This window comes from Shewanella carassii (assembly GCF_002777975.1).
GTDB classification, from domain to species: Bacteria; Pseudomonadota; Gammaproteobacteria; order Enterobacterales; family Shewanellaceae; genus Shewanella; species Shewanella carassii.
In genome coordinates, this window is record NZ_NGVS01000014.1 from 151,164 (window position 1) to 178,143 (window position 26,980).

Sequence of the window (26,980 nt, forward strand, 5' to 3'; positions counted from 1 at the left end):
GTTTGTGGAGTGACCCCGATGCGCCGAATTTTACCTATTATGACCCTGTTATTGTCGCTGGCCTTGCTGATCCCCGGGGTGACTCAACCTATTTTGACTGTCAGCGGCACGGTGGAAAAGGCCGAGCTGACCGAAGCCGGGTTGGACATGATTGCCGAAGCCGTCAGTGATGATTCCGGGCGCGACAGTGCCAGGGGAATGCTGGCGATGATCAGCGGTATGTTGGGGCTGAACAACCTTCAAGGTGAAATGGAGGTGTTCAACAAGACCCGCAGTATCTGGGGCACAGTGACCGAGCTGCATCAACACGGCAATACCCTGGTGGCGGCGCTGGTGATGCTGTTTTCCGTGATAGTGCCGACCTGCAAGCTGGGGTTGATGCTGCTGGCTCAGGCGCCGCTGTCCAGTAAGGTGCGGCAGATCATCGACAGTATTACCGCGGCCATTGCCAAATGGTCCATGGCCGACGTATTTGTGGTGGCGCTTATCATCACCTATATGGCCGGTAACGCCTCGGCCGGCATGGGGGATTTGGTTCACACCCACGCCAGCCTGGAGTCGGGCTTTTGGTTCTTCCTCGGCTATTGCCTATTGGCCATCGCCGGCCAGTATTGGCTCAAACCTCGTCAGTCCTGACCCAGCACGCCGTCTGTCGCTATCGGTACTATCCAATAGCGGCAGGGGTTGTGGCGGCAGACCTCCGCCAGGGTTTGCAGCAGCGCCTGCTGTGACTCTTGCGGGTGCATCACCTCAAACTTGTAGAATTCCCGATAACCTTCCACCTGTTCCTTGAGATTGAAGTGGCTGTGCTCGCGGCTGAAGCCACAGATATTGATCAGGCTGAAGCCGGAGAGGTAGTCCAGCGACATCAGAGTGTCGACCACATCGTCTTTTAGATTGTGCTGCACTATCAGCACCAAGAGTTGTTTCATTGACGTTTCTCCAGGGTTTGATACAGCAGTGGCAACAAATAGAGGGTGGTGATAGTGGAGGTGATCAGCCCGCCTATGACCACGATTGCCAGCGGCCTTTGGATTTCGGCGCCGGGCCCGGTGGCAAAGGCCAGCGGGATCAGGCCGAACATGGCGGTGGTGGCCGTCATCAGAATCGGCCGCAGTCGGCGGGCGGCCCCCTGTTCGACCCGCTCACTGAGGCTGGCAAACAGATGCCGCGACTGTTCATAGTAACTGACCATCACCACGCCGTTGAGCACGGCTACTCCCAGCAGGGCGATAAAGCCCACTGAGGCAGGCACCGACAGGTATTCGCCCGAGATAAACAGGCTGAAGATACCACCCATCATGGCAAAGGGGACGTTGGCCAGGATCAGCAAGGCCTTGGAGATATTGCCGAAGGTGGTGAACAGGATCAGGTTGATCAGCATCAGCGCCACGGGCACCACCAGCAACAGGTTACGGGTTGCCCGTTGCTGGTTCTCGAACTCGCCACCGAAATTCAGGCTGTAACCGCTGGGCAGAGACAGTTCAGCGGCCAGCTTGCCCTGTAGTTCTTCGACAAAGCCGACGATATCGCGGCCGCTGACATTGGTGGTGACCACGGCAAAACGGTTGCCTTGCTCGCGCTCAATCAGTATCGGCCCTTCGCGATAGCTTATTTGCGCCAGTTCGCCAAGGGGCCTGAGGCTGGCATCCGGCATCACCAATAGCCTTTGCTCCAGTTGCGGCAGGCTGTTGATGCCATCTGCTGCCTGGGCGATCAGCACGGGAGTTCGCTTCTTGCCCTGGATTATCTCGGTTATGGCCAGGCCTTCCAGTTGGCTCTTGAGATAGCGGCCAAACTCATCGGCACTCATGTTGTAACTGCGGGCCAAACCCTCCTTGAGACGGAGGTTGATAAAGGGGCTGCCTTCGGTCATGGCGGTTTTGACATCCTGACTGCCGCGAGTGGCGCTGGTCAGGTGTGCCGTCTCGCTGGCCAATCTTGAAAGCGTCTCAAGATCTTCACCGAAAATTTTAATCGCCACATCGCCTATGCTGCCGGTAAGCATCTCGGAGACCCGCATCTGGATAGGTTGGGTGAAGTTGAAATTGATCCCCGGAAACTTGAGCACTTCGGTGCGTATGGCATCAATAAGCTCCTCCTTGCTGGCAAAGCGCCACTCCTCCACGGGTTTAAGTTCCATGAAAACATCGGTTTCATTCAGCCCCATGGGATCCAGCCCCAGCTCATCGGCGCCGGTGCGGGCGACCAACTGGCGTATCTCGGGCACAGTGGCCAGCAGGTGCTGCTCTATCTGAGTATCCAGTGCCAGCGAGGCCTGCAGCGAAATCGATGGGGACTTCTCCAACTGCAGAATAATGTCACCCTCATCCAGGGTCGGCATAAAGGTTTTACCCACCTGAGTAAACAGCCCCAAGCTCAGTACCAGTGCCACCAGTGCCGTGGCGCAAAAAGCCTTACTGTGCTGTAACACCCACTGCAGAGTGAGCAGGTAGCGCGCCTTGAGCCAGCCAATGGCCTTGGGTTCGTTGGCCGCTTTTTCATTGACCAGATAGGAGGCCAGCACGGGGATCACCGTCAGCGACAGTGCCAGTGCCGACAGCATGGCAAACACTATGGTGATAGCCACTGGGGTGAACAGCTTGCCTTCGAGGCCGCTGAGAGTCAGTAGCGGTGAGAAGACTATGATCACTATCAGGGTGCCGGACACCACAGGCACGGCCACATCTTTGGTGGCGCGGTAGATGAGGTGCAGCCTGGGCAGGCGTTTGCCGCCGGCAATTTGGTTGACCATGTTCTCCACCACCACCACGGAGGAGTCCACTAACATGCCGATGGCGATCACCAGGCCGCCGAGACTCATCAGGTTGGCCGACAGATTGAAGTAACGCATCAGCATAAAGGTGGCCAGCGCCGCCAGCGGCAGCGACAGTGATACCACCAATGCAGCGCGCAAATTGCCGAGAAACAGCGCTAGCAGCAGAATAACCAATACCACGGCCTGAAACAGGGCATCTGAAATGGTGCCTATGGCTGTATCTATCAGGTTGGCCCTGTCGTAGAACACATTCAGCTGGCTGCCGGGAGGCAGAGTTTTTTCTATCTGGGCCAGCTTTTCCCGTACCAGTTTGATGACCTGATCGGTATTGGCATCCTTGAGGCCGACGATCAAGGCCTCTGTGGTTTCTTCACCATTACGGGTCACGGCGCCGTAGCGGCTGAGATGACCTATTTCGACTTTTGCAAGGTCTTGCAGGCGATAGCTGCCGCCCTGATTGGTGGCAATCACCAGTTGTTGCAGGGCCTCCAGCGAGTCGATGCGCCCTTCGGTGCGAACCGTCAGGTTATCTGTCCCGAGCGTGATGCGTCCGGCACCCGTGTTGCTGTTGTTGCTCTCAATACGGGCTATCAACTCTTCCTGGCTGATACCGGCCTGAGCCAGAGCGACGGGATCCGGGGTGATCTGCAGTGTCTTGGCAAAACCGCCGAGAATGTTGACATCGGCGACTCCGGGCACGGTACGCAGCAGCGGCCTGACTTCCCATTCCAGCAACTGACGGCGCTCCAGTAGCGACAGCGAGGGATTCTCCAGCGAAAACATAAAGATTTCACTGAGCGGGGTGCTCATGGGGGCAACGCCGCCTTCCAGATCGGCGGGCAACTTGTCCCATACCGCCGCCAAGCGTTCACTCACCTGTTGTCTGGCCCAGTAAATATCTGTGCCTTCGTTGAAGTCCAGGGTGATATCGGTAATTGCATACTTGCTGGTGGAACGCAGTATCGCCTGCTTGGGGATCCCCAGTAGCTCAGTCTCAACAGGTACTGTCACCTGGGCTTCTATCTCTTCGGCTGTCATGCCGGGAGCCTTGAGGATGATTTTCACCTGGGTCGGCGAGATATCCGGGAAGGCGTCCAGCGGCAGCCCCAACCAGGAATAGGCGCCGGCACCACAGAGCAGCAGCGCTGTTATCAGGGTAAACAGCCTTTGAGTCAGGGAGAAACGGATAATGGCACTGAGCATGCTATTCGCCCCCCAAACCCAGGAGTATGCCTTTGACGGCCGCCACTGAGTCGCTCAGCACCTCGGCACCGACCAGAGTTTCATTGGGTGCCAGAAAGTAGCTGTCGGCGCTGGCACCTATAACCTGCACGTCGGTTGGTCGCAGTTTATTTTGGCTGTGACTCAGCACCTGGCTGCCAGTGCCCCAGGAATAGAGACTCTGCTTGGGCACCACCAGGGCATTGATGGCCTGCAGCGGAATAACCTGCAACTGCTGCCCGGGTTGCAGGCCGCAGCTTGGGGGAACGGCCTGGCTCCAGGCATCGACAAAGCCCTGTTTGGCCAACTGGTCCTTGCGGCTTATCTGCAGTTGGCACTCTCCGGCCATCACGGCATTGACACTGTCTTTCTGGGCCAGGGGTAAACGCAGCTTAAGCCTGAGTTCGTCGGCGGGCAGTATCCCCAGCAGTGGGGCGCCGCTCATCAGTGGCTCACTGCTATCGCCGTATTGCAGCAGTCCGGTCATGGGCGCGTGCAATATCAGAGTCTCGGGATTGTCCCCCGGCTTAAGCAATTCACTGAAGTGCTGCAGGTGTTCATATTGCAGCAAAGCGTCGAAATACTGCCGGCTTATCTGCGACCAGGTTTCGGCACCTATGGCGCCGTTGGCCCGCAGCTTTTGGTTGCGATCATAGCGTTGCTTAGCGAGCTTGAATGCCGCTTCGGCGGCGGCAAATTGCAGTTGAAAGTGGGCAATTTCGGCGCCCTTAAGTTGCACCAGCGCTTGGCCTTCATCGACCCATTCTCCTTCGGCCACCAACCAGCGTCGCTGTTGGATGGTTTCCGGTGCTGTGAGATAGAAGCTGCTGCCGGGCTGAGCCGCCAATATTGCCGGTACAGGGGCGGCCTCTATCTGTTGCACCTGGTCCACTGAGGTGAAGCTGAGTGTCAGCTTGCCTAGGTCAGCAACCGAGATTTCCTGCGCCCACAGCGGGGAGAAGAACAGTGTCGACACCAGTGTGCCAACCAGGGTTTTAGCGGTCATAGGGTAACTCCGAGCGCTTGCAGTTGTTGGGAATGCAGCTGGGCTTGTGCCAGATGGTTGAGTGACAGCCTGGCTTGGGTATCCAGGGCCTCAAGATGGCGCCGCAGCCAGGACTCATACTGGGCTGGGCCTTGTTCGGCGGTGGTCAGCAGGGTTTGGCTGAGCTGTTTGCTCAGCTGCAAGGCTTGTTCCAGCCCTTGCTGCTCTTGTTGTAGCTGAACTTGACGACGTTTGAGTTGCTGCAACTGCAGTTGGCTCTGCAGTAACTGCTGTTGTTGTTGTTGCTCCAGTTGCAGCCTTTGTTGCTGCAGTTCGCCAAGCTGTTGCTGGTTCAGGCCGTTGCCAACAGGCAAGGGGATCTCCAGTGCCAGACCCAGAGACTGTTCATCCTGTCCCAGAGTTGCAGTGTTTTTGGCCGTGACAGACACCAGCCAAGGAGTGTCATCTCCTTCGAGTTGGGCGTTTGTGGTGAGCTGCTGACGTTGCTGCTGCAGCGCCAGCAATTGCCACATGGGATGCCCGGCTCCTGCATCATCCGGCAGGGGGGTGTCACTTTCATCCAGCGATGGCAGCTGTTGCAGCCCGGTCAGGCGTATGAGTGCCTCATTGGCTTCTTGTTGTTGTTGCTCCAGTGGGAGTTTAGTGAGCGACAGCTCCAGCAGTTCTCGTTTTAGCAGCAGTACCGCAGTTGCCGGCATTTCACCACTTCGGCTCAGGGCCTGTTGCCGCTGCAGCAGTTGCTGCAGTACCTGTTGCTTGTGGCGCAGTTGCGCCAGCTCCTGTTCGGCTTGTGCCTGTTGCCACCAATACTGACGCAACAGGCCTGAGAGATAGAGGCGCTGCAGTTGGCTCTGCAATTCCAGCATGCGTTCGTTAATGGGCTTGAGCTTGGCATTCTGGCGCTGCATGGCCGGCGACTGAAAAGGCAGGTTGAGCGAGAGCTCCTGCTCATAGCTGTTGTGGCTTTCCAGGCTGCCAAGATGGCTCAAACTGATGCTTGGCAAGCCTGTCAGCCAGTCCGAGCTGTGATATATTGGAGCCAATTGTGCCGAAGATGTGTGCAGCCTGTTTTGACTCAGGGACAAAAGGGCGTCTCTGTCTGTTTCCGGGGCCGCTCTAAGCTGAAACACCATTAACAGCAGGCTACAACCCAGATAGAGGGGGCGGATTTTCATGGGAGTGTCTCTTGGGGAAATATCAGCCGCCAGCCTGGCACTGATTTGGCCTGTCGTCTTCGGCAACCTGTATCATATTTGCGCTTATGGGACATATGTACCATAAGTTAACCACATGTTTTTGAAGATTATTAATCGGGAGTCGTGCCAATGAAGGATCTGGTGATGATAGTGCTGCTCAGCGTGATCATGACGCTGAATCTGCTGGATGTGTTGTCAGACATGCAGCTCGGAGTGCCGGTTTATCACTTGGTCGTCGAAGGTATTTTGGTGGCGCTTTCCGCCTGTGGCGCCCTGTATATCAGTTTTGATCTGCTCCGCCGCAGCCGTGAGATGCAGCTACTTAAGTCAAAGTTGGCCAATGCCGATGCCAGGATCTGCAATATCTCCAGTCGAATGCAAGCCGCCCGCCAGGAATACACCCAGGCGGTACAGCAACAATTTGAGCTCTGGTCGCTGACCCGCAGTGAGCAGGAAGTGGCTTTATTACTGTTGAAAGGCTTGAGTTTCAAAGAGATTGCCAGTGTTCGCAGCACCAAGGAGAAGACGGTGCGGCAGCAGGCCTCGGCAATTTACGCCAAGGCGGATGTCGATGGCCGCCATACCTTCTGTGCCTGGTTTATGGAAGACTTTATTCAACCCGTTGCTAGCGCCGATACTTCACAGGCGGCCTAAGATGCGGGTGGCATCTGTCGTTTTGGAGCGACTTTACACGAGTTTCTTGAAGCCAATCCTGCGGCGGCTGAGCAAGTAGGATTAGGCATTTCCCCGGCAACTTTCCTTCTTGCTAGCAGGCTATCCCCGTCTCAGAGAGCGGGTTTCCTGCCAGTTAATGTATATAAAAAGGAATAAAAAATTTTTTCTTAGTGCTTTGGGTTCTTTATTATTGAGAATCGATATTGGCACCCAGGCTCCACAGACACCAATAATAGCGGCATTATTTAACTGTGGAGGTGGCGGTGAAGCCTGGCTATATCCTGCTGTTTCTTTTGCTGGTGGTACTGGCATCGACTCAGACCCAAGGCTTGTTGCGGGCTCTGATAGAACTCAGTGCCTTCGTAGGCTTTTGTTACCTGTTTTCAACCCTGCCAGAGAATATAGCCAAGAGACGAGCTGCCGATAAGCAGCCAGAGGATCACGCCGAGAAGTAAGGGCTTACTACCGCTCTGTTGTAGTTTCCTGAAGGTGATACCACAGCCAATCAGGAACAAACACACTACCAGGGTGCGCTTCGCCAGCTCAAATAGCTCCTGATAGATAAATTGACCCTGAGGAAACAAACTGGTGATAACGATAGCCAGGCAGTAAAACAGAATAAATCCGGGAATATTGAGTTTCCCCTTGCCACCAAATAACAAGGCGCTGATTGCCGCCAGAGGCACTATCCACAAGGCACGTGCCAGTTTGATGGTGGTCGCTGTCTTAAGTGCTTCTTCACCGTAGGTGGATGCGGCGCCCACCACGGACGAGGTGTCATGAATGGCGATGGCGCTCCAAACTCCGAAGTCATGTTGGCTTAATTGCAGCAGATGACCTATCACGGGAAAAACGAACAGGGCAACCGAGTTGAGTACAAAGACGCAGGCCAGGGCAATGGCGGTTTGTTCGTTGCGGGCATTGATAGCCGGTGCCACCGCGGCGATGGCGCTGCCACCACAGATGGCGGTGCCACTGGCAATCAAGTGACCGACTCGCCTATCCAACCCCAAAACCCGAGTCAACGCCGTGCCCGCCAGCAGTGTCAGCAATATTGATCCCAGGATTAACGGCAAATTGCCTACAGAGGCGTCGATCGCCTGTTGCAGCGGAATACCAAAACCCAGGCCGACAATGGAGATGGCCAGCAGTTTTTTGGTCAGTTTCCCCAGATCCCAGTCCGATGGCAACCAGCCGAGATTAGCCAGCACAAATCCCACTAAGAGTGCCAGAGGTGAGGAGATTGAGGGGTGTAGGCAGGCGATGGCAAGCAGGCAAAACAGCCACTTTTTCTGCAGTTGGCTCATGGACAAGAGATAGCAAGATTCCGGGAGCGTTAGTATAAGTGAGGCAAAATGCTAGGAAAACTAAAATTAACTTAATATCCAGCGTAAGTTTTACTGAATCTCTGACTAAGACAACAGGATCAGGGAAGCCAGTTCCCCGATCCTGAGTCGATGTCACGTCTGGCACAAGTTTGCTGTGCCTTTTGCTGTGTCTAATAAGGCCAAGTGCCTATGACGCTCTGTTGCGATTAGACCCGTGAAGACAACTGATATTCATGGCCATCTTTAGTGGTAAAGCGTTTGCAACTCTTGTTGCTGCGTGGTTGACCGCCATCATTATGCAACAGGCTAATCCACTCACGCTTGAGGCTGTTGTCCTGACAGCGGCCATCGATGAGACAGCGTTCCAGCTGAATGTCTTCAATGGCGGCACAGTCGCGGCTGCCGATGCAGCCCTGACGATCGAAGCTCAGTTCCAGGTGACAGCCGCAATCATCCTTGAGCAGTATGGCTTCTGGCTCGCTGCGGTGGCCGCTCAGGGCGACAAACTGTTGTGGCTGTTTGAGGCCACACTGGCTGCCATCGGCAAAGCAGGCCAAGAGATGCTGATAGTAAACCACATAGCAAACCACCTCGGCATGTGAGCCGTTTGCCAGTGGGAACAGCCGGTCAAGCAGTTGCTTGGCATTGGCCATCTTGTCGGCGATATGGCGTTCACCGAGTGCTTCCACGGCAAAGACGGCTTCGGCGATGAAAGGGTTGTGCTCTTGATTGATTTTTTGCTGCATAGTGGAGATGTTCATCGTCTCGCCCTCGTGTTTTGCTTTCCTTGACCTGATGGCACTGTCGCCTCATGGCCGGACAATTCCTGTAAATTGCTTAATTTGTAGGCTAGCGTTTTTTTGATTACAATTTCACAATAAAAATTTTACAGTGTGAATTTTACAAAATGCGCCAAGACCAAAGCCTGATCCGTAAGTCACATTTTCTGGGTACTAAAATAAGAAACCTCAGAAAGCGCAATCACTTAACTATGGAAGACTTGTCGGCACGCTGTGTCAGGGTCGATCCTGAGTCGGCGCCGTCTGTGTCATACCTGTCGATGATCGAAAGGGGCAAGCGTGTTCCCAGCGCTGGTATGCTGGCGGTCATAGCCGCAGTTTTTCAGAAAGAGGTGAGTTGGTTTCTGGACGATGCGCCTGAGGAGCAGGCAATCACCCCGGACAAGGGGCGACGCGGCGGGGTCATTGGTATGCCGCTGGAGCCGGGCTTCCTGTTTTCCAATGATATCCTGCAGATAGCCATTCCCGAGATGCTGTCACAAACGGGGATCAGCGGCCGCCAGTTTGCCCACCTGTTGATCCGCGCCCATCAGGAACACCATCAAAACCATTTCCCCGATCTGGAAAGGGCCGCCGAAGAGGTGGGTAAGAAGCGCCTGCCCTTGTCGGTAGAAGAGATGCTGGATCTTGCCGCGGCGCAGGGACTGAAGATCCAATGGTTCGCCCGGCCGGCAAAACTGCTGACGGATGCCCAGGGGATCAGTGCCGGGGAGTTGGTGACTTCCTACATGGAGCCGCCGGGAACGCTATTTCTCAACGAGATCCTCAAGTCTCAACCTACTAGGCTCAAGTACGATTTGGCGGTGCATATAGGTCACTGTGTGCTGCACAATCGCGATGGGCTGAGCAATGTGTTGACCGTGGGCCGCAGTGGTTTCAGTGAAACCGATCCCCAGATCCAGAGTTCGTCTCTCAATGCCCAGGATATACTCCAGGCTTGGCGTGGTTTTGAGGCCAGTTTCTTTGCCGGGGCCTTGCTCTGCCCCAAGGTGGCATTCAGGCAACTGCTGGACAGGTACGGCTACGAGATAGATGCTCACCGATTGGCTGGGGTTTCTCCTTCGGTAGCGATGCGGCGTATGACAGTGGTTTCACCTTATCCTCACTGGCATTACTTCGATGCCTATGCGCCGGGCAAGCTAAAAGCTGTATATCGCGGCAATGGTATTCCGCTGCCCTGGGGCAATATGCGGGCGGTGGCCGATCCTTGTCAGCACTGGGCGGTATTTCGGATGATCACCGAGCCCAAGGAAGGCAGTTCGGCGCAGATATCCATTCTGGATGTGGAGCAACAACCCAGGATCTATTGCTGTGAATCGGTCAAGGTCAAAGACTTGGCCGGCAATCATCATGTGCTCTGTGCCGGAATAGATCTCAATCCTGCCATTGAGGCCCAGGGGGAGGATGCCTTGTCATTGGCGCAAGATCTTAAACAGGCTTGTGTCGAGCAGGGGGGAGAAGGCGCCATTCCCAGAAAGATAAAACAGCAACTGCTGACTGTAGCGCGGATCCTCAATATCAATTGGGTCGAGCGTGGTATCGCCGGTGATGCCAGATTGATCTGCTCCAGAGGTGCGGTTTGCCCAAGACGCCCCACCTGTTATGGCGAGCAGCCAGAGGTGAGCTTTCCCTGGCCCAAACAATAACCTTGGAACACTAGCACAACCTTGGGTTGGCAAACACAGACTATAGATAACTTATATTCATCCATGGTGTGTTTTGAATGGCGCAGTTATTAACGGGTTTTAGCTTACTCCAATATGGCCATTACAAAGCCTATGGTTAACAGAATGGCCATGATCAGTCTAAGGTTGCTCTGTTGTTTCTGATAGCGAATAATCACAGGATCTTGGCTGTTGGCCAGAGTGCCAGACTCCAGCGACTGTTTGACTCTTATCGCTATATTGGATGAATCATTTTCATCTGTATGAGTAAGTTCAGGATACTGAACCCGTATATGTTTCAATAGTTGCTGCCAACGCCAAAGCTGCAAGACAAAGAAGAGTCCTGCCAGAATAAACATCAGCCAGGCGATATGTGACAGCGCCCATTCTATCTGTGGTTCCATGAATACTCTTTTATTAGCCGAAAGATAGTTGCGGCTATGTTATACCAATCAGTAGTAAGATTCAGAAGTGGCATGTGTACTCAAGGCGTTGCGGGAATGAGGTTCAGTATTCCCAACGGCAGTGGCAAGGCTGCCGTTGGGGAACCTGAGGTTAAACCTTGAAGCGGGCGACTAAAGTATCCAGCCTGCGGGCCAGATTGTTGAGTGCATCGCTGGCTGCTGCTGCGGCTTCAGCTGTTTGGGCAGTGCGCTGAGTTATCTCATTGATCTCACTGACGTTACGATTGACTTCCTCCACAACGGTGGATTGCTCCTCTGTGGCTGCCGCGACTTGGATGTTCATATCGCTTATCTGGGCAATTTGTCCCGAGATACCACTGAGCGCCTGACTGGCTTCATCCACGGCCTGCACCCCTTCATGGGAGCGATTGCGACTCAGCTCCATGGCACTGACGGCTCTGGCGGCTTCGGCCTGCAACTTATCTATCATCACCTGCACTTCATCGGTTGAGGCGGCGGTGCGGGAAGCCAGGTTGCGAACTTCATCGGCCACAACCGCAAAGCCACGGCCGGCCTCACCGGCTCTTGCCGCCTCAATGGCGGCGTTCAATGCAAGTAGATTGGTTTGCTCCGAGATGGCACGGATCACATCCAGAATGCCGCCGATGGACTTGGTGTGGGTCGCCAGCGACTCGATCACTTCGCCGACCTGAGCCACATCCTGCGATAATTGATTAATGGTATCCCTGGCATGGGTTACTACCTGTTGGCCCATTGCCGATTCGCTGTCGGCCTCTTTGGCTGTCAGCGCCGCCTGCTCGGCGTTGGCGGCAATCTCGTTAACGGTTGCCCCCATTTCGTTGATGGCGGTTACCACCATCATGGTACGTTCCTTCTGATCCTGGCTGTCGTTCATGGTCTGCTGGGCCTGCGCCGAGACATCCTTGGCGGATAGCCCTAACTGTTCGCTGGTAGCGGCCACTTCAATGACAGATTCCTGGATCTTGGAGATAAAGCTGTTGAAGCCTTTAGCGAGTTGGGCGATTTCATCCTCGCCGTCTACCGGCAAGCGTTGGCGTAAGTCGCCTTCACCTTCACCTATGTCGCGGAACATTTCGGCGATATTACTGATGGGGCGGCTAACAGAGCCGGCTACTAGCACGGCCAAGAAGATGAAGCCAGCGGCAATCAATACTGTCCATAACAGAATTTGATAGGCGGCCTCTTGCAACAGGGCAAAGATCTCTTCTTGCGGAACCTGAGCCACCACATACCAATCCATGGAGGGGATATAGCTGCTGGCAACCAGCATGTCGGTACCATCGACTTCGGTTTCGAGTAATTGGAAGTCACCCTTATTCAACAGCTTGCTGGTGCTGCCCGGGTAGAGATCCTGTAGATTTTTGTTATTCATCAAGCTCTTGTCAGGATGAAGTTGGATCTTGCCCTGATTGTCGGTGAGGAACACATAACCGCTTTGCTCTATCTTAAAGGAGTTGAGCAGGCGCACCATATCATCGAGAGACTTGGCCAGTCCCACCAAACCTCGGCCATCTGGCTGCTGATAGTTGATGAAAAGCTTCACTTCACCGTTGGCCTCGGTGAACACATTCATCATACGTTCCCGACGACTGTCTCTATAGACGAAGAACCAGCCATCCTGTTGTGGATTGAGGATCCGCAGGAAGCCGTCTTGGGTATAGTAGGCTCCGGTTTCTCGGTCGGCATAGGCGGCTTGAACCAGATGATATTGGCGAATCAGTCCCTGTAGTTGTGAAATGACCAGAGGCTCTTCAGCTTCCGGGCGTCCCTGCTCCAGCCAGTGGGTGAGTAATGGGCTGTGGGCCAGTTGTTCTGCGGCATGCATTGAGGGGCTGATCTCCAGATCCAATTTGTTGCGGATCTGCAGCATTAAGCTGGGCAGTTCTGAGCCTAGCATGCGTTGTTCGACGACTTCGCGGGCGCTACGTTGGCTGAGAATGCCAACTAAAATAGTCGACATCAGCACGGCCAGAGTCACCGTCAGTAAAATCTTTTGTTTGATGGTAAGCATGAGTTTCATAACGATCGCCTGTTCCATAACTGTTATTGCGTGGAAAACGGCGCCAACTTCGAGTCTGGTCGGCCTGAATGCCACTTGGCAGGGACTTCCCCTTAAGTCTTTGTAGAGTATAGGTGGGTCAGTTGTTTTATGGAGCTGGATCTTATTATGTGGGGATGAATTATGGACAAAAAAAACTCTTGTATCAATAGGGACTAATGTTGCCGGGGGTAAATAAAAAACGCGCCTTAAAAGGCGCGTTTTTGTGGTTTACAGTCATCAATTACATATTGGGGTAGTTAGGGCCACCACCACCTTCTGGCGTTACCCAGGTGATGTTCTGGCTGGGGTCCTTGATGTCACAGGTCTTGCAGTGAATGCAGTTCTGGCTGTTGATCACAAACTTGGGTTGTCCCTCGTCTTCAACCACCTCATAGACCCCCGCAGGGCAGTAACGCTGCGCCGGCTCATCGTATTTCACTAGGTTGACCGCAATAGGGATGTTGGCGTCTTTCAAACGCAGATGGCAGGGCTGATCTTCCTCGTGGAAGGTATTGGACAGATACACGGAAGAGAGCTTGTCGAAGCTAAGCTTGCCGTCCGGCTTGGGGTAGTCAATCTTGCTGTAGGCGCTGGCCTCACCCATCTGGGCATAGTCGGGATGCTCGTCCCTCAGGGTGACAGGGAACTTACCGCCAAACCAGTTTTGATCGATATAGTTAAAGGCGCCCCCCATGAAGGTGCCGAACTTGTGCATGGCCGGGCCGAAGTTACGCGAGCGGTAAAGCTCATCAAAGAGCCAGCTCTGCTCCAGCCGCTCCTGGAAGCAGTCAAGATCTTTACCGCCTTCAACCCCGGCGATAAGGCCTTCGGCCAGAGTCTCGGCCGCCAACATACCGCTCTTGATGGCGGTGTGGGTGCCCTTGATCTTGGCGAAGTTGAGTGTCCCGGCATCACAACCTATGACCAGACCGCCGGGGAAGCTCATCTTGGGTAGAGAGTTGAGGCCCCCCTTGGTAATGGCGCGGGCACCATAGCTCAAACGCTCGCCGCCGCTTAAGGTCTTGGCGATGACAGGGTGGGTCTTGTAACGCTGAAATTCATCGAAAGGGCTCAGATGCGGGTTCTTGTAGTTGAGGTCGATGATCAGTCCCACGGCAACCTGGTTGTCTTCCATATGGTAGAGGAAACCGCCGCCGCTGGCACCTTCCTGCAGTGGCCAGCCGCCACTGTGAACCACTTTACCCTGTTGGTGTTGTTCGGCCGGGATCTTCCAAATCTCTTTGAAGCCTATACCGTAATGTTGTGGTGTCTTGCCGTTATCCAGGTGGAATTTTTCTATCAGTTGCTTGCCCAGATGGCCACGGCAGCCTTCGGCAAACACAGTATATTTGGCGTGCAACTCCATGCCCGGCATATAGCTGTCTTTGGGCTGGCCATCGGCGCCTATGCCCATGTCGCCAATCAGTATTCCCTTGACGCTGCCGTCTTCATTGAGCAGCAATTCGCTGGCGGCAAAACCGGGGAATATCTCCACTCCCAGGCCTTCGGCTTGCTCGGCCATCCAACGGCAGAGATTACCGACGCTGATAATATAGTTGCCATGGTTGTGCATGGTCTTGGGTACTAGGCTGTTGGGCAGATGTTTGCCATCTTCGGCCGACTTGAGCAGATAGATCTCATCTTCTGTAACCTGGGTATGCAGGGGGGCTCCCAGTTCTTTCCAGTCACCGAAGAGTTCTTCCAATACGCTGGGTTCAAAGACGGCACCGGAGAGAATATGCGCGCCAACTTCAGAGCCTTTTTCGACCACACAGACACTGATCTCTTTGCCGCTGTCTTTGGAGATCTGCATCAAACGGCAAGCCGCAGCCAGTCCGGCTGGGCCTGCACCGACGATAACAACATCGAATTCCATTGATTCGCGTTCCATCATGTCACCTCTATCCTTCAAAGTCCCCCGATGTAAACGGGTGTTTTATTTTTATCCAGCTCCAACCTTACCTGAAAATCTATTCAGGGCACAGTATTTGATCGGAAAGCAGACGTTAGTTTTGATGAAATTTCTGAGTGAAGCTTGTCACAAAAAGTCCACGCAGATTTGAACCAGATCGGGAAATACATTTTTAGGGGTATGGTTCACCCCCCTTTTCGTCCTATAATTGGCGCAGACGGTTCTCCGAGCTTTTGGTCCTACGTCAGTGAAGATATGGTCCTTTAGCCGTGGCAATTTTGCCACCGGGGTGAGCAAAGAAATGCCCTCACCTCCCTGACTTGGAAAGGTGATCATGTCCCAATTACAAGACAATTTTGGTCGAAGATTTCACTATTTGCGGATGTCAGTCACTGACGTCTGTAACTTCAAATGCAGTTATTGCCTGCCGGATGGTTATCGCCCGGAGGGCAAGCCCTCTTTTATGACGCTCAGCGAGATTGAGAATCTGGTTGCCGCCTTCGCCAAAGTAGGTACCCGCAAGGTACGGATCACAGGTGGCGAGCCTACGCTGCGCAAAGACTTTACCGATATCATCCGCGCCGTTGCCGACAACAGCGAAATTCACACTATCGCCACTACCACCAATGGTTATAGGCTCGAGAAGCACGCCAAAGAGTGGTATGACGCCGGGCTGAGGCGGATCAACGTGTCTGTGGACAGCCTAGACCCCAGGATGTTTTATCAGATCACCGGCGAGAACAAGTTCGATGAGGTCATGCGTGGTATAAATGCGGCGCTGGAAGCCGGCTTTGAGCGGGTCAAGATCAACGCCGTGCTGCTCAAGGATCTCAACGACAAGGATCTGCCGCGTTTCCTGCATTGGATCAAACATACCCCCATAGATCTGCGTTTCATCGAGCTGATGGAAACCGGTTTGGGTCACGACTACTTCAAGGCGCATCACTTGGCTGGAGCCGATATTAAGGCCAGACTCGAGGCCGAAGGTTGGCAGTATGATCAGCCCGCGGCCGAAGATGGTCCGGCGCAAAACTTCAGCCATCCTGATTATCGTGGCCGTATTGGGCTCATCATGCCTTATGCCAAAAACTTCTGCGCCAGCTGTAACAGGTTGCGGGTTTCTGCCAAGGGTAAGCTGCACCTGTGTCTGTTCACCGAACATGGTGTCGATCTTCGGGATCTGCTTCAGAGTCCTGAACAGCAGGATGAGTTGATTGCCCGTTTGCATCAGCAGTTGCAACAGAAGAAAGAGACTCACTATCTGCACCAAGGCATTACCGGTGTGACCCAACATCTGGCCTCTATCGGCGGTTGAGGGGGGGCGCTCGTCTGGGCGCCCGATACCTATCATCGCCATCTCGGTAGCATTCAGCAGCAGGAACTGACATGGGACATTGCATTCATACCCATTTTGAGCCCTTGAATATCGCCATTCTTACCCTTTCAGATAGCCGGGATCTGCAGACGGATACCTCGGGGCGTTTTCTGGTACAGGCACTGCAGGAGGCTGGGCATAACTTGGTCGAGCGTAAGCTCTGCCCGGATGATAAATACCAGATGCGCGCCATCGTCAGCCAATGGATAGCCGCGGCTAATGTTCAGGTGATCATCACCACCGGCGGCACCGGCTTTAGCGGCAGAGACAACACCCCGGAGGCGCTGCGGCCGCTGTTTGATGCTGAAATAGAAGGCTTTGGTGAACTCTTTCGCCACATCACTTACACTGAGCTGGGCACTTCTACTGTGCAGTCGCGGGCATTGGCCGGTATCGCCAATCAAACGGCACTGTTTTGTCTGCCCGGTTCCACCGGCGCATGTCGTACGGCCTGGAACAAGATCCTCAAAGAGCAGCTGGATGCCCGGCACCGGCCCTGTAACTTCGTATCCCATTTGAAAAAGGTTGCTATAGATGACTAATGCCTTTACCCATATCAATGCCGACGGCAACGCCCATATGGTGGATGTGACCGAAAAGTCGATCACCGAGCGCGAAGCCCGTGCCGAGGCTTATATTGAGATGTCAGCCGAGACGCTGCAGATGATCATGAGTGGCAGCCACCATAAGGGCGATGTGTTCGCCACTGCCAGAATCGCCGGCATTATGGCCGCGAAGAAAACCTCAGAGCTGATCCCTCTGTGCCACCCCTTGATGTTGACCAAGGTCGAGGTGGATCTGCAGGCCGAGCCGGAGCAAAACCGGGTTAGGATCACCAGCCTGTGTAAGCTGGCTGGCAAAACCGGGGTTGAAATGGAAGCCCTGACGGCGGCCTCGGTTGCGGCGCTGACTATTTACGATATGTGTAAAGCGGTGCAGAAAGATATGGTGATTACCCAGGTAAGACTGCTGGAGAAACGCGGCGGTAAATCCGGTCATTTTAAGGTGTAACGATATGATTAAAGTGCTGTTTTTTGCTCAAGTACGCGAATTATTGGGAACGGCTGCCATTGAAGTCGAGAGCCAGCCGGGTTTGACGGCCGAGGCGCTGCGTGCCCAACTGGCGGCCACAGACGACAAGTGGGCCAGAGTGATGGCGTCCGACAAGCTGTTGGTAGCCGTCAACCAAACTCTCAGCCCTTGGCATACAGAGATCAAAGCGGGTGACGAGGTGGCCTTCTTCCCACCGGTAACCGGAGGTTGAGATGCAAAGCGATCGTATTTTGGTACAAACCGCCGACTTTGATGTCCCGGCCGAATATGCCCGCATCGCCGCCGACAACAGCGATGGCGCCGTGGTGACCTTTGTTGGCAAGGTGCGCGACTTCAACGATGGCAGCACGGTTACCGACCTGACGCTGGAACACTATCCCGGGATGACAGAAGCCGTTTTGGGGCAAATCGCCACTCAAGCCCGTGAGCGCTGGCCGCTGAATCAGCTGACCATCATTCACCGGGTTGGCACTATGCATCTTGGCGAGCAGATAGTGTTTATCGGTGTCAGCAGTGCCCACCGCAAGGCGGCGTTTGCGGCTTGTGAGTTTCTCATCGATTTCCTCAAGACCAAGGCACCATTCTGGAAGCTGGAGGCCGGTGACAGTGGCCAACACTGGGTTGAGGCCCGCGATGCCGACGAGCAGGCCGCCAAGGCCTGGGAAAAGTAACCGGAGCGTGTGATGGTGCTATTGGAGCGATTGCTGAATTTGACGACCAAGGCCGTGCTGACCGCGCTGGCACTGCTTGGTCTGTGTCTGCCGGCTGCGGCGGCGCAAAGCGTTCATGTGGCTGCGGCGGCCAATATCAAGTTTGCCCTGGATGATATCGCCGAGCGCTATCAGCAACAGACAGGACGCCAACTCAAGATCTCCTACGGTTCTTCCGGTAACTTTGTAGCGCAGATAAAACATGGTGCGCCGTTTGAGCTGTTTCTCTCGGCCGACGAGCGTTATGTCGAGGCGCTGGCTGACGCCGGCATCACCCGTGACAAGGGTGTGGTCTACGCTTACGGGCGCTTGGCACTGGTGGCTCCCAAGAATTCGCCACTGAAACTGGATCAAGAATTACTGGGGCTGCAACAAGCACTGGCCGCCGGGCAGATCAAGCGCTTTGCCATCGCCAACCCGGATCATGCTCCCTATGGCGAGCGCGCCCGTGCGTTGCTCAAGCAAAAGGGTTTGTGGCAGGAGTTGCAGGCCAACCTCATCTATGGCGAAAACGTTTCCCAGGCGGCGCAGTTTGCCTTGAGTGGCTCGACTCAAGGCGGCATAGTTGCCTTGTCGCTGGCGGTAGCACCGCAGTTTCAGGCGAGAGGTCGCTATCTGGCGTTGCCGGTAGATTCCCATGCCCCGCTGACCCAGCGGATGGTGCTGCTTGAGAAAGCCGGCGACGATGCCAAAGCCTTTTACGACTATCTGCAGGGGCCGGAAGCGCGACAAGTGTTCAGCGCCTATGGCTTTGCCCTGCCCGAGGGAAGCTGAATGGATTGGCAGTCGCTATGGCTCTCGGTCAAACTGGCTGCTATCAGTGTCTTGGTGCTCTTGCCGCTTGCCATCTTGTTGAGCCGCTTGCTGGCCTACCGTGAGTTTCGCGGTAAGTCCTGGATAGAAGCGCTGATCATGGTGCCCCTAGTGTTGCCACCTACGGTGATCGGTTATTACCTTTTGGTAGGGCTTGGCAGTGAAAGCTGGCTGGGTCTATGGCTACAGCAAACCTTGGGAGTGCAGCTGGTATTTCATTTCTCCGGCCTGGTGGTCGCCTCGGTACTGGTCAATATTCCCTTTGCGGTGCAGCCGATTCAAAGAGCCTTTGAAGCTATTCCACAGGATGTGCGTGATGCCTGCGCCTGTTGCGGCATGAGTCGCACTAAGCAGCTATTCAAGGTGGAGTTGCCCTTGGTGTGGCCGGGGATTTTGACGGCCCTGGTGCTGTGTTTCTCCCATGTGCTCGGCGAGTTTGGTGTCGTCTTGATGATGGGGGGCTCCATCGCGGGAGAGACCAAGACGATTTCCATCGCCATCTATGACAGTGTCCAGGCATTTGACTTCGCCTCGGCCGGTACTATGTCGCTGGTACTCTTGCTGTTTGCCATCACCACATTGGCATTGACCACAGGGCTGTCGCGGCGGCTCGGGAGATTGAAATGACCCCGACAGATTTGCATGTCAGCGTTCATCAAACCAAGGGGATCCCACTGCAGGCCGACTTTGTTTGCCGTGCCGGTGAAGTCCTGGCCGTGGTGGGGCCCTCCGGTGGCGGCAAGACCACGCTGCTGAGGATGATTGCCGGGCTCAATAAGCCGCAATCCGGCAGTATCCGCTATGGTGATAGACCCTGGTTTTCCGAGACGGTGAACCTGAGCCCACAGCAGCGCCATCTGGGGTTTGTGCCGCAGCACTTTGGCCTGTTTCCCAATCTGAGTGCGGTCGACAATGTTATCGCCGGGCTGGATCATCTGCCCAAAGCCGAACGCCGGGCCAGAGCGCTTGATTGGCTGGAGCGGGTCAATCTGCACGGTTTGCCGGATCGTTTGCCGGAGCAGTTGTCCGGTGGCCAGAGACAAAGGGTGGCACTGGCCAGAGCGTTGGCGCGTGAGCCGTCGGTATTGCTGCTGGATGAACCTTTTTCTGCGGTCGATCGCGAAACCCGTGAGCGCCTGTATCTGGAGCTGGCTCGGCTCAAGTCACAGCTGCATATTCCGGTGATCATGGTGACCCATGACCTCAACGAAGCCTTGTTGCTGGCCGACCGCATGGTGCTTATCAGCCAAGGGCAGTTGCTGCAACAGGGTGTGCCCCATGAAGTGCTGGCTAAACCCCGCAACGAGGCGGTTGCCCGGCAGATGGGTCTTAGAAACCTGTTTGACTCAGAAGTGGTGGCCCTGGAGCAGGAGCGGCAACTCACCTGGCTCAAGTTTGGCGAGCAACTGATTGCCTGTGACTATGATGCGCGCCTGAATCCGGGAGACAGGGTGCGTTGGGTAGTGCCCAATCAAGGCGTCAGATTCAACTCCATCAGCCGTGGCCGCCTGTGCCGCAGCTTCAATAAACTCAATGTCAGGCTCGAATCCCTACTGGTGATGGGCGAGTCTGTGCGCCTGCTGGCGGCAATCGAAGGCGTGGATCAGAATCTCAGCGCCGAAGTGCCGTTACATCTGGCGCGCAAGCTGGGGCTGGTTGCCGGCATGCAGACCGAAGTCGCGCTCAAATCCGAACAAATTCATATCCTTGAGTCTTAAGGCATACAGTTTTTCACGACTGTTGTTGATTAGATGATCAAAACTTAATTTAGCTTCCATCCTGGGTTCAAATGCTGAAATTTATACTACAGCCATTGAAACAACCACAAGGGTGAAACAAGATGCAAAAGTTAGCTTATTTATTGGTATTATCATCATTTTGCAGTGCCGCGGCTCTGGCTGCTTATACAGGGCCTGGAGCTGAAAACCGGGTCAATAGTGCGTCTCAGGTCGAGCAGGCCAATGACGACTCTAAAGTTGAACTGACTGGATACCTGGTGAAGAGCCTGGGCGATGAAACCTATCTGTTCCGTGATGACTCGGGTGAAGTGAAAGTCGAAATCGATCATGACCTGTGGCGCAATATTAACGCCGATGTGAAAGAAAGCACTCTGGTTAAATTGATTGGTGAGGTCGACAAGGAATGGAACGGCAAGGAAGTGGAAATTGAAAGTATCACCCTAATTGGTGACACTGCAAAGTGACCCATGGCTTGTATGAGTGGCTGGCCTTCAGTGCCAGCGCTCGGATGGAGGCAAAATGAGACGTTTATTGGCGGGGTTGGTGCTGCTTTCATCGGCGGCAGTCGCGTCCCCCACACTGTTGGAACTGTTAAACGATAATGACCGTATCCAACCGATAGAGCTGATGCAGCGTATTGAGTCCCAGTTTCCTGGGGTGATTGTCGAGTTTGAAACCGATGTGGAAAACGGGGCCTTGGTCTATGAAATCGACCTGATTAACCCGGATGATCGTACTACCACAGAGTTGGATTTGCTTGCCAGCAATGGTGAGATCCTCAAGCGTAAGGTAGAGCGTCTGGAGGCCGATGATATGGCTGAACTGGCTGTGGTCAAACTGCTGGTGCAGAAGCAGCTCAGTTTTTCCCAGTTAGTGGAAATGGCAGTACAAAACAGCAAGGCTCACCTGCTGGAGGCTCAACTGGATAAAGATCTGGGGATTGCCTACCTTGAGCTGAAAGTAATGGATGAACGTGGTAAGCATAAGCTGGCATTCGATATTGAAAAACAGCGGCCATTGCCTCTACTGAAATGGGACTGACAATGAAGATATTACTGGTCGAAGATGATGCAACTACTCGGGACTATATCGTCAAGGGATTCCTGGAGCAGGGGCACAACATTGAAACTGCAGTCGATGGCCATCAAGGGTTGCTGCTGGCGACCAGTAGTCAGTATGACTTGGTGATCCTGGATCGTATGTTACCCGGGCTCGATGGCCTCAAGGTATTGGCGGCGCTTCGGGCCACTGGCAATCAAACCTCGGTGTTGATCCTCTCGGCGCTCAGCCATGTCGATGAGAGGGTCAAGGGGCTGCGCGCCGGTGGTGATGATTATATGACCAAGCCGTTTGCCTTCTCCGAGCTGCTGGTACGGGCCGAGAAACTGATGTTGCGTGGTCAGTCACAACCGGCCAAGACAGATCTCAAGGTGGGTCTGTTGGAGATGGAGCTGCTGACCCGTAAAGTGACCCTGGACGGCACCGAACTGATGCTGCAACCCAAGGAGTTCCAGCTGCTCAAGTACCTGATGGAGCATGCCAATCAGGTGATCAGCCGTACCCTGTTGTTTGAAGCCGTATGGGACTACCATTTCGATCCCAGAACCAATGTTATCGATGTGCATATCGCCAAGCTAAGACGCAAGTTTGAAGAGCTGGGCCATGGTGAACTGATTGAAACCATAAGAGGGGCTGGTTATCGTCTCCGCCAAAGCCATTAAGCCTTACCAGAGCAGCGTATGGCGCATCACTATTTTCTTTTCTATGCTGGTGACGCTGATCATCGGCGCCTTGCTGTTCGCCCTCTATCAACAGTTGGTCACTGAGCAGCAGTCTCAGGTTGAGAAACACTTGGCCTCGGAGGCGCAGCGCTATCAACAGTTGGCCTTGAGTGTCGATCAGCGAGGCTTTGCGGCTCAGATACGCGCCGCGGATCCGCAAACTGCGCTGATCGCCTGGCAGGGTAGCCCGGATATGGTGGGGGCGTTGACCTTTATGCCGGATGATATGCCGCTGTTGCCAAAAACCCGCGATTTCCCGATTCTTACCGGCGGCCCGGATAAACTGCATATTCTCACCGGCGGTGTGGTCACCACCCGCTATGGCCCTGTACTCATTGCCACCCGTACCGACCACCTGGCGACCCTGATCGAGAAGTTTCTCAGCGCCGCAGTTACCGCCGTGATGCTGACAGTGGTATTGACACTGGCTATGGGTTACCTGTTCTCCAAGGCACTGCTCAGGCGTCTGGTGCAATACAACCGCTTGAGTGAACGCATAGAGCGAGGCTACTACAACACCCGTCTGCCGGTGAGTCGCAATAGTGATGAATTCGATATGCTGGCGCGTCAGTTCAACCGGGTGCTGGATACGCTGGAACGTAACCTGACTGCGGTGCGCGGGGTGACAGACAATATCGCCCATGACCTGCGTACGCCTCTTTCACACTTGAGGATCGGGTTGGAACAGCTGCCGCAATACCCGGCGGAGGAACTCCCTGAACGCAGCGCCATCTTGATCGAAAAGCTGGATCACTGTCTGGCGACCTTCAACGCCATGCTGTCGCTGACCCGTATCGAAGAAGGGCAGCAAAAACTGGAGCTGGAGAGCTTCAGCTTGCAGCAGATGTGCACCGATCTGCTAGATATGGCCGATGTGTTGGCCGAGGCGGAAGGTCAGCAGCTCAAACTGGAAACTAATGAGGATTGCCGTATCACAGGCGATAAACACCTTGTATTCCAGGCACTGTTCAACCTGGTCGACAACGCCATTCGCTATGCGGGCGAGGGTGCCTGTATTACCATCTCGCAGCAAGCTAACCAGGTCATCATCAGCGACAATGGCCCTGGGATCCCTGAGGCGGAGCGTGAGCGGGTCTTCGAACGCCTGGTGCGGCTGGATCCCAGTCGTCATAAACAGGGCACCGGCCTGGGACTCTCCATGGTCAAGGCGATCCTTTCGCGGCACAACGCCAGTATTTCGCTACAGGATAACCACCCCGGCCTTAGGGTCATAGTCACATTTCAGGTTTAACCCATGTATTCAGTGATAGCCACAGAACCCGACTTTATCCTGCTGGATAAGCGTCCTGGGGTTCATTTTCACAGCCAACACGGCGATGCTGGCTTAGTGGCCAGCGCCGAGCAGGAACTGGGCTATAAGCTCTATCCCGTACACAGGCTCGATACCTTGACCTCTGGCCTGTTGCTGCTGGCCCGTTCATCCGCGGCGGCGGCCGAATTTACCCGTATGTTCAGTGAACACAAGGTGCAGAAATATTATTTGGCGTTGGCCAAGGGTAAACCGGGTAAGAAACAGGGTTGGATCATAGGTGATATGGCTAAGTCCCGCCGTAGCCAGTACAAGCTGTTGCGTTCCACCGACAACCCGGCCGTTACTCAGTTCTTTTCTTGGTCGGTCGCCGAAGGGCTGCGACTGTACCTGCTTAAACCCCACAGCGGCAAGACTCATCAGCTGAGGGTAGCACTTTCCAGCCTGGGAGTGCCGATTCTGGGGGATACTCTCTATGGCGGCAGCGCTGTTGAGGCTGATCGTGGCTACCTGCACGCCTATGCTTTGGAGTTTGAATGGCGCGGGCAAGTGCTTCGATACCTGAGTTTACCATCGCAAGGCGAAGTTTTTATGCAGCCGGGCGTTTTGAGTCAGTTGCAAACGCTTAAGCAACCCTGGGATTTGGATTGGCCCAAGCGCAAATGAATCTTGGGGCCGACCTTGCGGCTCACTCTCAGGGAAGGGAAAAAGGTTGCAAGCTGGGTGTCATGCTGCCAAGTTAAACGGGTTGTCCCTTTAATTCCTTGCCAGGAGTCATACCATGGATACCAACAAACTCTTGCTCGTCATTATCGCCATTTTGTTGCCACCGGTGGCGGTATTCCTCAAAGCCGGTGCCGGTAAAGACCTGCTGATCAATATCATTCTCTGCCTGTTCTTCTGGTTCCCCGGGCTGCTGCATGCACTCTGGGTGGTGACCAAGGACTGAGAACAAAAGCTGAGACAGCGGCATTGGCCGGTCTTTGTTCGCGGCCAATCCGGGCTTTGGTTTCTCAAACGCAGAGGTTTGATTATTAAATTTTTTGGGCCAGTTCCCTCAGTGAGGCGCTGGCCGCTTCGATGGAAGCCTGATGGCGCTCGTCGGCAAACTCCTGGTATTCACTGCGCACTTCATAAAACTGCTCCACCCCCAGATAGTGGCTCAGGGTCTTGATGTGGGGACCCAGGTGATTCATTCCGGCGCGAATGCCTTCGTCGCCAAAGCCAAACTCGCCGCAGGAGTAAACCAACACTAGTTTCTTGCCGCTGAGTATCGGCCGCAGCGGAAAATCGCCACGCTTTAAGTCGAAGCTGAATGTGCGGTTGATGCGGATGACCTGATCAAACCAGGCCTTGAGTGCTGCCGGCATGCCGTAGTTGTACATGGGCGTTGAGATCAGAATGATATCGGCCTGCTGCAGTTCGTCGATAAGGCGGTCAGACAGTGCCAGCAGCCGTTGCTGCTCTGTGCTTTGCTGTTCCTCAGGGGTAAATACAGCGGCAATCCAATCTTGGGTGATGGTCGGCGGCGCTTGGTCACCCAAATCGTTATAGATGAATTCTGCTCCTTCATTTATTGTCAGCCAGTGATCGCAAAATTGCTGCGCCAACGACTTGGAAATCGAATTATAGCTGGGCTTGTCATTGTCGGTTCTTCTGGCGCTGGCATCTATTCTTAAAAGAGTTTTCATCACTTTCTCCGTTTGTTTGCTCAGAGCATAACTATCTGGAATACCGCTCGAGTTGACAAAGGGTCATTTCTCACTTATAGATGAGTAAAATTCACTTATTTGATCGTAATGTTTGCCCATTTACCCACACTGAATAACTTGAGAGTGTTCGAAGCCGCCGCCAGGCATCTGAGCTTCAAGCTGGCTGCGGAGGAGTTGAGTCTGACTCCGACTGCCGTTTCCCATCAGATAAGAAATCTCGAGACTCAGCTGGACACCCGCCTTTTTATCCGTCAGACCCGGGCGGTATCACTGACGCCGGCCGGAGCCGAGTTGGCAGAATCCTGTCGCCAGGCCTTGCTCGGCATAGCCCAGGGGATTGAACGTTTGGGCGTGGCGCCGAACCAGCTGAGAGTTTCCACCACCCATGGCTTTGCCGCCCTATGGCTGGCGCAGCGATTGCCGGACTTTCAGCAGCATTTCCCCGATATTCGGGTGTCGGTCAGCAGCAATGAAGGGCTGCAACCGAGCGACCCTCTGGGTGAGACAGATCTCTGCATACGCTACGGCAAAGCGGCAGAAGGCGAAGAGGTGCTGTTCAGTGAGACCTTCGGCATTTACGCCAGTCCCGGTTATCTCAAGAGCAAGCAACCTCAGGTGACGCTGTTGCAGACCCGTTGGCAGAATCCGGCTCTCGACGGGCTCGATTGGCTGCAATGGCAACAGACCTATCACGAGTTCAAAGGTGCCAGATTGCTGGAGTTTACCCAAGAGGATCACCTGGTACAGGCCGCTCTGGCCGGTGAAGGCCTGGCACTTGCCAGTTCTGTGCTGGTGGCCTCTTTGGTGGAGCGGGGATGGTTGAAACCTTGCTTGCCGGGCAAGGTGTTGCCTGGGCTCAGTTATCGGCTGCTGCCGGCTCCCGGCCGCGAGCAGAGCCACAGAGTCAGGGTGTTTCTCGAATGGCTCAGGCAGCAGGCACTCAGCGGGGCGCCAGATAGGTCACAGGATTGAGATAAAACGCCTTCTTGTATCCCTGGGGCGCATCATCCATCAACCAAGGCATGGGCATCAGGCTGACTATGCTGTAGTGCAGATGGGGCGGCTTGCCTTTGGCATTGCCCGAGTCGCCGACCGTGCCCAGTCTGCTGCCTTGAGGTAGATAAAAACTGTTCGGCTCCAGGCTGTCCAGATGGGCGAAATAATGCAACTTCCAGCCTGGCCCCAAGGCTAGCACTACCTTGCCGCCGAGACGCCACTCCCCTTGATAGAGGCGCAGCATGGGCGTCGGGGCCTGCACTTGAGTGCCGCGGGCGGCGAAGATATCTATGCCCTTGTGTACCCCTGAGGCGCCCCAGGGGTAATACCAGAAACTGTCTTTATGCCAGTCTTTGGCGCTGGCCTGGTGAACCGGCACCTGTGGGTTTTCCGGGATCAGGGCACCGGCAAAGATCAGCAGTAGCAGCAGGATAAAGCCATAACGTTTTTTCATTGCCGACAC

The 26,980-nt window shown here is 54.6% G+C and carries 29 protein-coding genes and 1 riboswitch; of the genes, 18 read left to right on the top strand and 11 right to left on the bottom strand.

The window, feature by feature from the left end; translation table 11 throughout:
* Positions 1-18 precede the first annotated feature (18 nt).
* Positions 19-636, top strand: a complete 618-nt coding sequence (locus CBE72_RS09285; RefSeq protein ID WP_100143293.1) for a paraquat-inducible protein A — start codon at positions 19-21, stop codon at positions 634-636.
* Here the strand turns inward: CBE72_RS09285 and CBE72_RS09290 are convergent.
* The 4 genes from CBE72_RS09290 to CBE72_RS09305 are packed head-to-tail and all read right to left on the bottom strand — an operon-like array spanning position 627 to position 6,181.
* Positions 627-932, bottom strand: a complete 306-nt coding sequence (locus tag CBE72_RS09290) for a DUF3240 family protein (protein WP_025009174.1) — start codon at positions 930-932, stop codon at positions 627-629. The genes CBE72_RS09285 and CBE72_RS09290 overlap by 10 nt on opposite strands.
* Positions 929-3,982: an efflux RND transporter permease subunit gene (locus tag CBE72_RS09295; RefSeq protein ID WP_100143294.1), complete on the bottom strand. Its 3,054-nt coding sequence runs from the start codon at positions 3,980-3,982 to the stop codon at positions 929-931. Before CBE72_RS09295 ends, CBE72_RS09290 begins: the two co-directional genes overlap by 4 nt.
* Before the next feature lies 1 nt (position 3,983).
* Positions 3,984-5,006, bottom strand: a complete 1,023-nt coding sequence (locus CBE72_RS09300; protein ID WP_100143295.1) for an efflux RND transporter periplasmic adaptor subunit — start codon at positions 5,004-5,006, stop codon at positions 3,984-3,986.
* A complete protein-coding gene (locus CBE72_RS09305) occupies positions 5,003-6,181 on the bottom strand; it encodes a TolC family protein (RefSeq protein ID WP_100143296.1) in 1,179 nt (392 codons plus the stop codon). Before CBE72_RS09305 ends, CBE72_RS09300 begins: the two co-directional genes overlap by 4 nt.
* Before the next feature lie 150 nt (positions 6,182-6,331).
* Here CBE72_RS09305 and CBE72_RS09310 point away from each other — a divergent pair, with 150 nt between their 5' ends.
* The gene (locus CBE72_RS09310; RefSeq protein WP_054744282.1) at positions 6,332-6,856 is read left to right on the top strand and encodes a helix-turn-helix transcriptional regulator; all 525 of its coding nucleotides are present in this window, start codon (positions 6,332-6,334) and stop codon (positions 6,854-6,856) included.
* A 404-nt stretch (positions 6,857-7,260) separates the two neighbouring features.
* Here CBE72_RS09310 and CBE72_RS09320 read toward each other — a convergent pair whose 3' ends face one another.
* On the bottom strand, positions 7,261-8,184 hold the full coding sequence (locus CBE72_RS09320; RefSeq protein ID WP_100143297.1) for a YeiH family protein: 924 nt from the start codon (positions 8,182-8,184) through the stop codon (positions 7,261-7,263).
* A 227-nt stretch (positions 8,185-8,411) separates the two neighbouring features.
* Positions 8,412-8,966 carry an aldolase/citrate lyase/malate synthase family protein gene (locus tag CBE72_RS09325; RefSeq protein ID WP_025009178.1) on the bottom strand — a complete coding sequence of 185 codons (555 nt, stop codon included), beginning with the start codon at positions 8,964-8,966 and terminating at the stop codon, positions 8,412-8,414.
* A gap of 146 nt (positions 8,967-9,112) precedes the next feature.
* Here CBE72_RS09325 and CBE72_RS09330 point away from each other — a divergent pair, with 146 nt between their 5' ends.
* On the top strand, positions 9,113-10,651 hold the full coding sequence (locus tag CBE72_RS09330) for a DUF3612 domain-containing protein (RefSeq protein WP_100143298.1): 1,539 nt from the start codon (positions 9,113-9,115) through the stop codon (positions 10,649-10,651).
* A 104-nt stretch (positions 10,652-10,755) separates the two neighbouring features.
* Here CBE72_RS09330 and CBE72_RS09335 read toward each other — a convergent pair whose 3' ends face one another.
* The 3 genes from CBE72_RS09335 to CBE72_RS09345 all read right to left on the bottom strand — a co-directional run bounded on the left by CBE72_RS09335 (position 10,756) and on the right by CBE72_RS09345 (position 15,047).
* Complete coding sequence (locus tag CBE72_RS09335; RefSeq protein ID WP_100143299.1) at positions 10,756-11,073, bottom strand: hypothetical protein; 318 nt, start codon at positions 11,071-11,073, stop codon at positions 10,756-10,758.
* Between the two features lie 151 nt (positions 11,074-11,224).
* Positions 11,225-13,135 carry a methyl-accepting chemotaxis protein gene (locus tag CBE72_RS09340; protein WP_100143300.1) on the bottom strand — a complete coding sequence of 637 codons (1,911 nt, stop codon included), beginning with the start codon at positions 13,133-13,135 and terminating at the stop codon, positions 11,225-11,227.
* Positions 13,136-13,397: 262 nt separating this feature from the next.
* A complete protein-coding gene (locus CBE72_RS09345) occupies positions 13,398-15,047 on the bottom strand; it encodes an electron transfer flavoprotein-ubiquinone oxidoreductase (RefSeq protein WP_100143462.1) in 1,650 nt (549 codons plus the stop codon).
* Positions 15,048-15,279: 232 nt separating this feature from the next.
* Positions 15,280-15,415, top strand: a riboswitch (molybdenum cofactor riboswitch).
* On the opposite strand from CBE72_RS09345, the gene moaA reads away from it, so the two are divergent.
* From moaA to CBE72_RS09415, 14 genes are all read left to right on the top strand, one after another.
* Positions 15,403-16,383: a GTP 3',8-cyclase MoaA gene (gene moaA / locus CBE72_RS09350; protein ID WP_100143301.1), complete on the top strand. Its 981-nt coding sequence runs from the start codon at positions 15,403-15,405 to the stop codon at positions 16,381-16,383. Its footprint overlaps the riboswitch before it by 13 nt.
* Positions 16,384-16,454: 71 nt before the next feature.
* Positions 16,455-16,985 carry a molybdenum cofactor biosynthesis protein B gene (gene moaB / locus CBE72_RS09355; protein WP_100143302.1) on the top strand — a complete coding sequence of 177 codons (531 nt, stop codon included), beginning with the start codon at positions 16,455-16,457 and terminating at the stop codon, positions 16,983-16,985.
* Positions 16,978-17,454, top strand: a complete 477-nt coding sequence (gene moaC / locus CBE72_RS09360) for a cyclic pyranopterin monophosphate synthase MoaC (RefSeq protein ID WP_025889198.1) — start codon at positions 16,978-16,980, stop codon at positions 17,452-17,454. The genes moaB and moaC overlap by 8 nt, the downstream gene beginning before the upstream one ends.
* A 4-nt stretch (positions 17,455-17,458) precedes the next feature.
* Entirely contained in the window at positions 17,459-17,707 is a 249-nt protein-coding gene (moaD, locus tag CBE72_RS09365) for a molybdopterin synthase sulfur carrier subunit (RefSeq protein WP_025889200.1), read from the top strand.
* A 1-nt stretch (position 17,708) separates the two neighbouring features.
* Entirely contained in the window at positions 17,709-18,167 is a 459-nt protein-coding gene (gene moaE, locus CBE72_RS09370) for a molybdopterin synthase catalytic subunit MoaE (protein ID WP_100143303.1), read from the top strand.
* Between the two features lie 12 nt (positions 18,168-18,179).
* On the top strand, positions 18,180-18,980 hold the full coding sequence (modA, locus tag CBE72_RS09375; RefSeq protein ID WP_100143304.1) for a molybdate ABC transporter substrate-binding protein: 801 nt from the start codon (positions 18,180-18,182) through the stop codon (positions 18,978-18,980).
* Positions 18,981-19,646, top strand: coding sequence for a molybdate ABC transporter permease subunit (gene modB / locus CBE72_RS09380; RefSeq protein WP_039034615.1), 666 nt, complete (start codon positions 18,981-18,983; stop codon positions 19,644-19,646).
* Positions 19,643-20,737: an ABC transporter ATP-binding protein gene (locus tag CBE72_RS09385; protein WP_100143305.1), complete on the top strand. Its 1,095-nt coding sequence runs from the start codon at positions 19,643-19,645 to the stop codon at positions 20,735-20,737. Before modB ends, CBE72_RS09385 begins: the two co-directional genes overlap by 4 nt.
* A 122-nt stretch (positions 20,738-20,859) precedes the next feature.
* On the top strand, positions 20,860-21,222 hold the full coding sequence (locus CBE72_RS09390) for a YgiW/YdeI family stress tolerance OB fold protein (protein ID WP_100143306.1): 363 nt from the start codon (positions 20,860-20,862) through the stop codon (positions 21,220-21,222).
* Positions 21,223-21,277: 55 nt separating this feature from the next.
* Entirely contained in the window at positions 21,278-21,799 is a 522-nt protein-coding gene (locus CBE72_RS09395) for a PepSY domain-containing protein (protein ID WP_100143307.1), read from the top strand.
* Between the two features lie 2 nt (positions 21,800-21,801).
* Positions 21,802-22,479 (top strand): response regulator transcription factor, encoded by a 678-nt coding sequence (locus CBE72_RS09400; RefSeq protein WP_100143308.1) that lies wholly within the window; start codon positions 21,802-21,804, stop codon positions 22,477-22,479.
* 49 nt (positions 22,480-22,528) lie between these two features.
* On the top strand, positions 22,529-23,791 hold the full coding sequence (locus CBE72_RS09405; protein WP_100143463.1) for a sensor histidine kinase: 1,263 nt from the start codon (positions 22,529-22,531) through the stop codon (positions 23,789-23,791).
* 3 nt (positions 23,792-23,794) lie between these two features.
* The gene (locus CBE72_RS09410) at positions 23,795-24,475 is read left to right on the top strand and encodes a TIGR01621 family pseudouridine synthase (protein ID WP_100143309.1); all 681 of its coding nucleotides are present in this window, start codon (positions 23,795-23,797) and stop codon (positions 24,473-24,475) included.
* Positions 24,476-24,590: 115 nt separating this feature from the next.
* A complete protein-coding gene (locus CBE72_RS09415; RefSeq protein ID WP_039034620.1) occupies positions 24,591-24,758 on the top strand; it encodes a YqaE/Pmp3 family membrane protein in 168 nt (55 codons plus the stop codon).
* Between the two features lie 85 nt (positions 24,759-24,843).
* Here CBE72_RS09415 and CBE72_RS09420 read toward each other — a convergent pair whose 3' ends face one another.
* Positions 24,844-25,500: an FMN-dependent NADH-azoreductase gene (locus tag CBE72_RS09420; RefSeq protein ID WP_100143310.1), complete on the bottom strand. Its 657-nt coding sequence runs from the start codon at positions 25,498-25,500 to the stop codon at positions 24,844-24,846.
* A 108-nt stretch (positions 25,501-25,608) separates the two neighbouring features.
* Here CBE72_RS09420 and CBE72_RS09425 point away from each other — a divergent pair, with 108 nt between their 5' ends.
* Complete coding sequence (locus CBE72_RS09425; protein WP_100143311.1) at positions 25,609-26,493, top strand: LysR substrate-binding domain-containing protein; 885 nt, start codon at positions 25,609-25,611, stop codon at positions 26,491-26,493.
* On the opposite strand, the gene CBE72_RS09430 is transcribed toward CBE72_RS09425, so the two are convergent.
* Positions 26,462-26,971 carry a M23 family metallopeptidase gene (locus CBE72_RS09430; protein ID WP_100143312.1) on the bottom strand — a complete coding sequence of 170 codons (510 nt, stop codon included), beginning with the start codon at positions 26,969-26,971 and terminating at the stop codon, positions 26,462-26,464. The genes CBE72_RS09425 and CBE72_RS09430 overlap by 32 nt on opposite strands.
* Positions 26,972-26,980 lie beyond the last annotated feature (9 nt).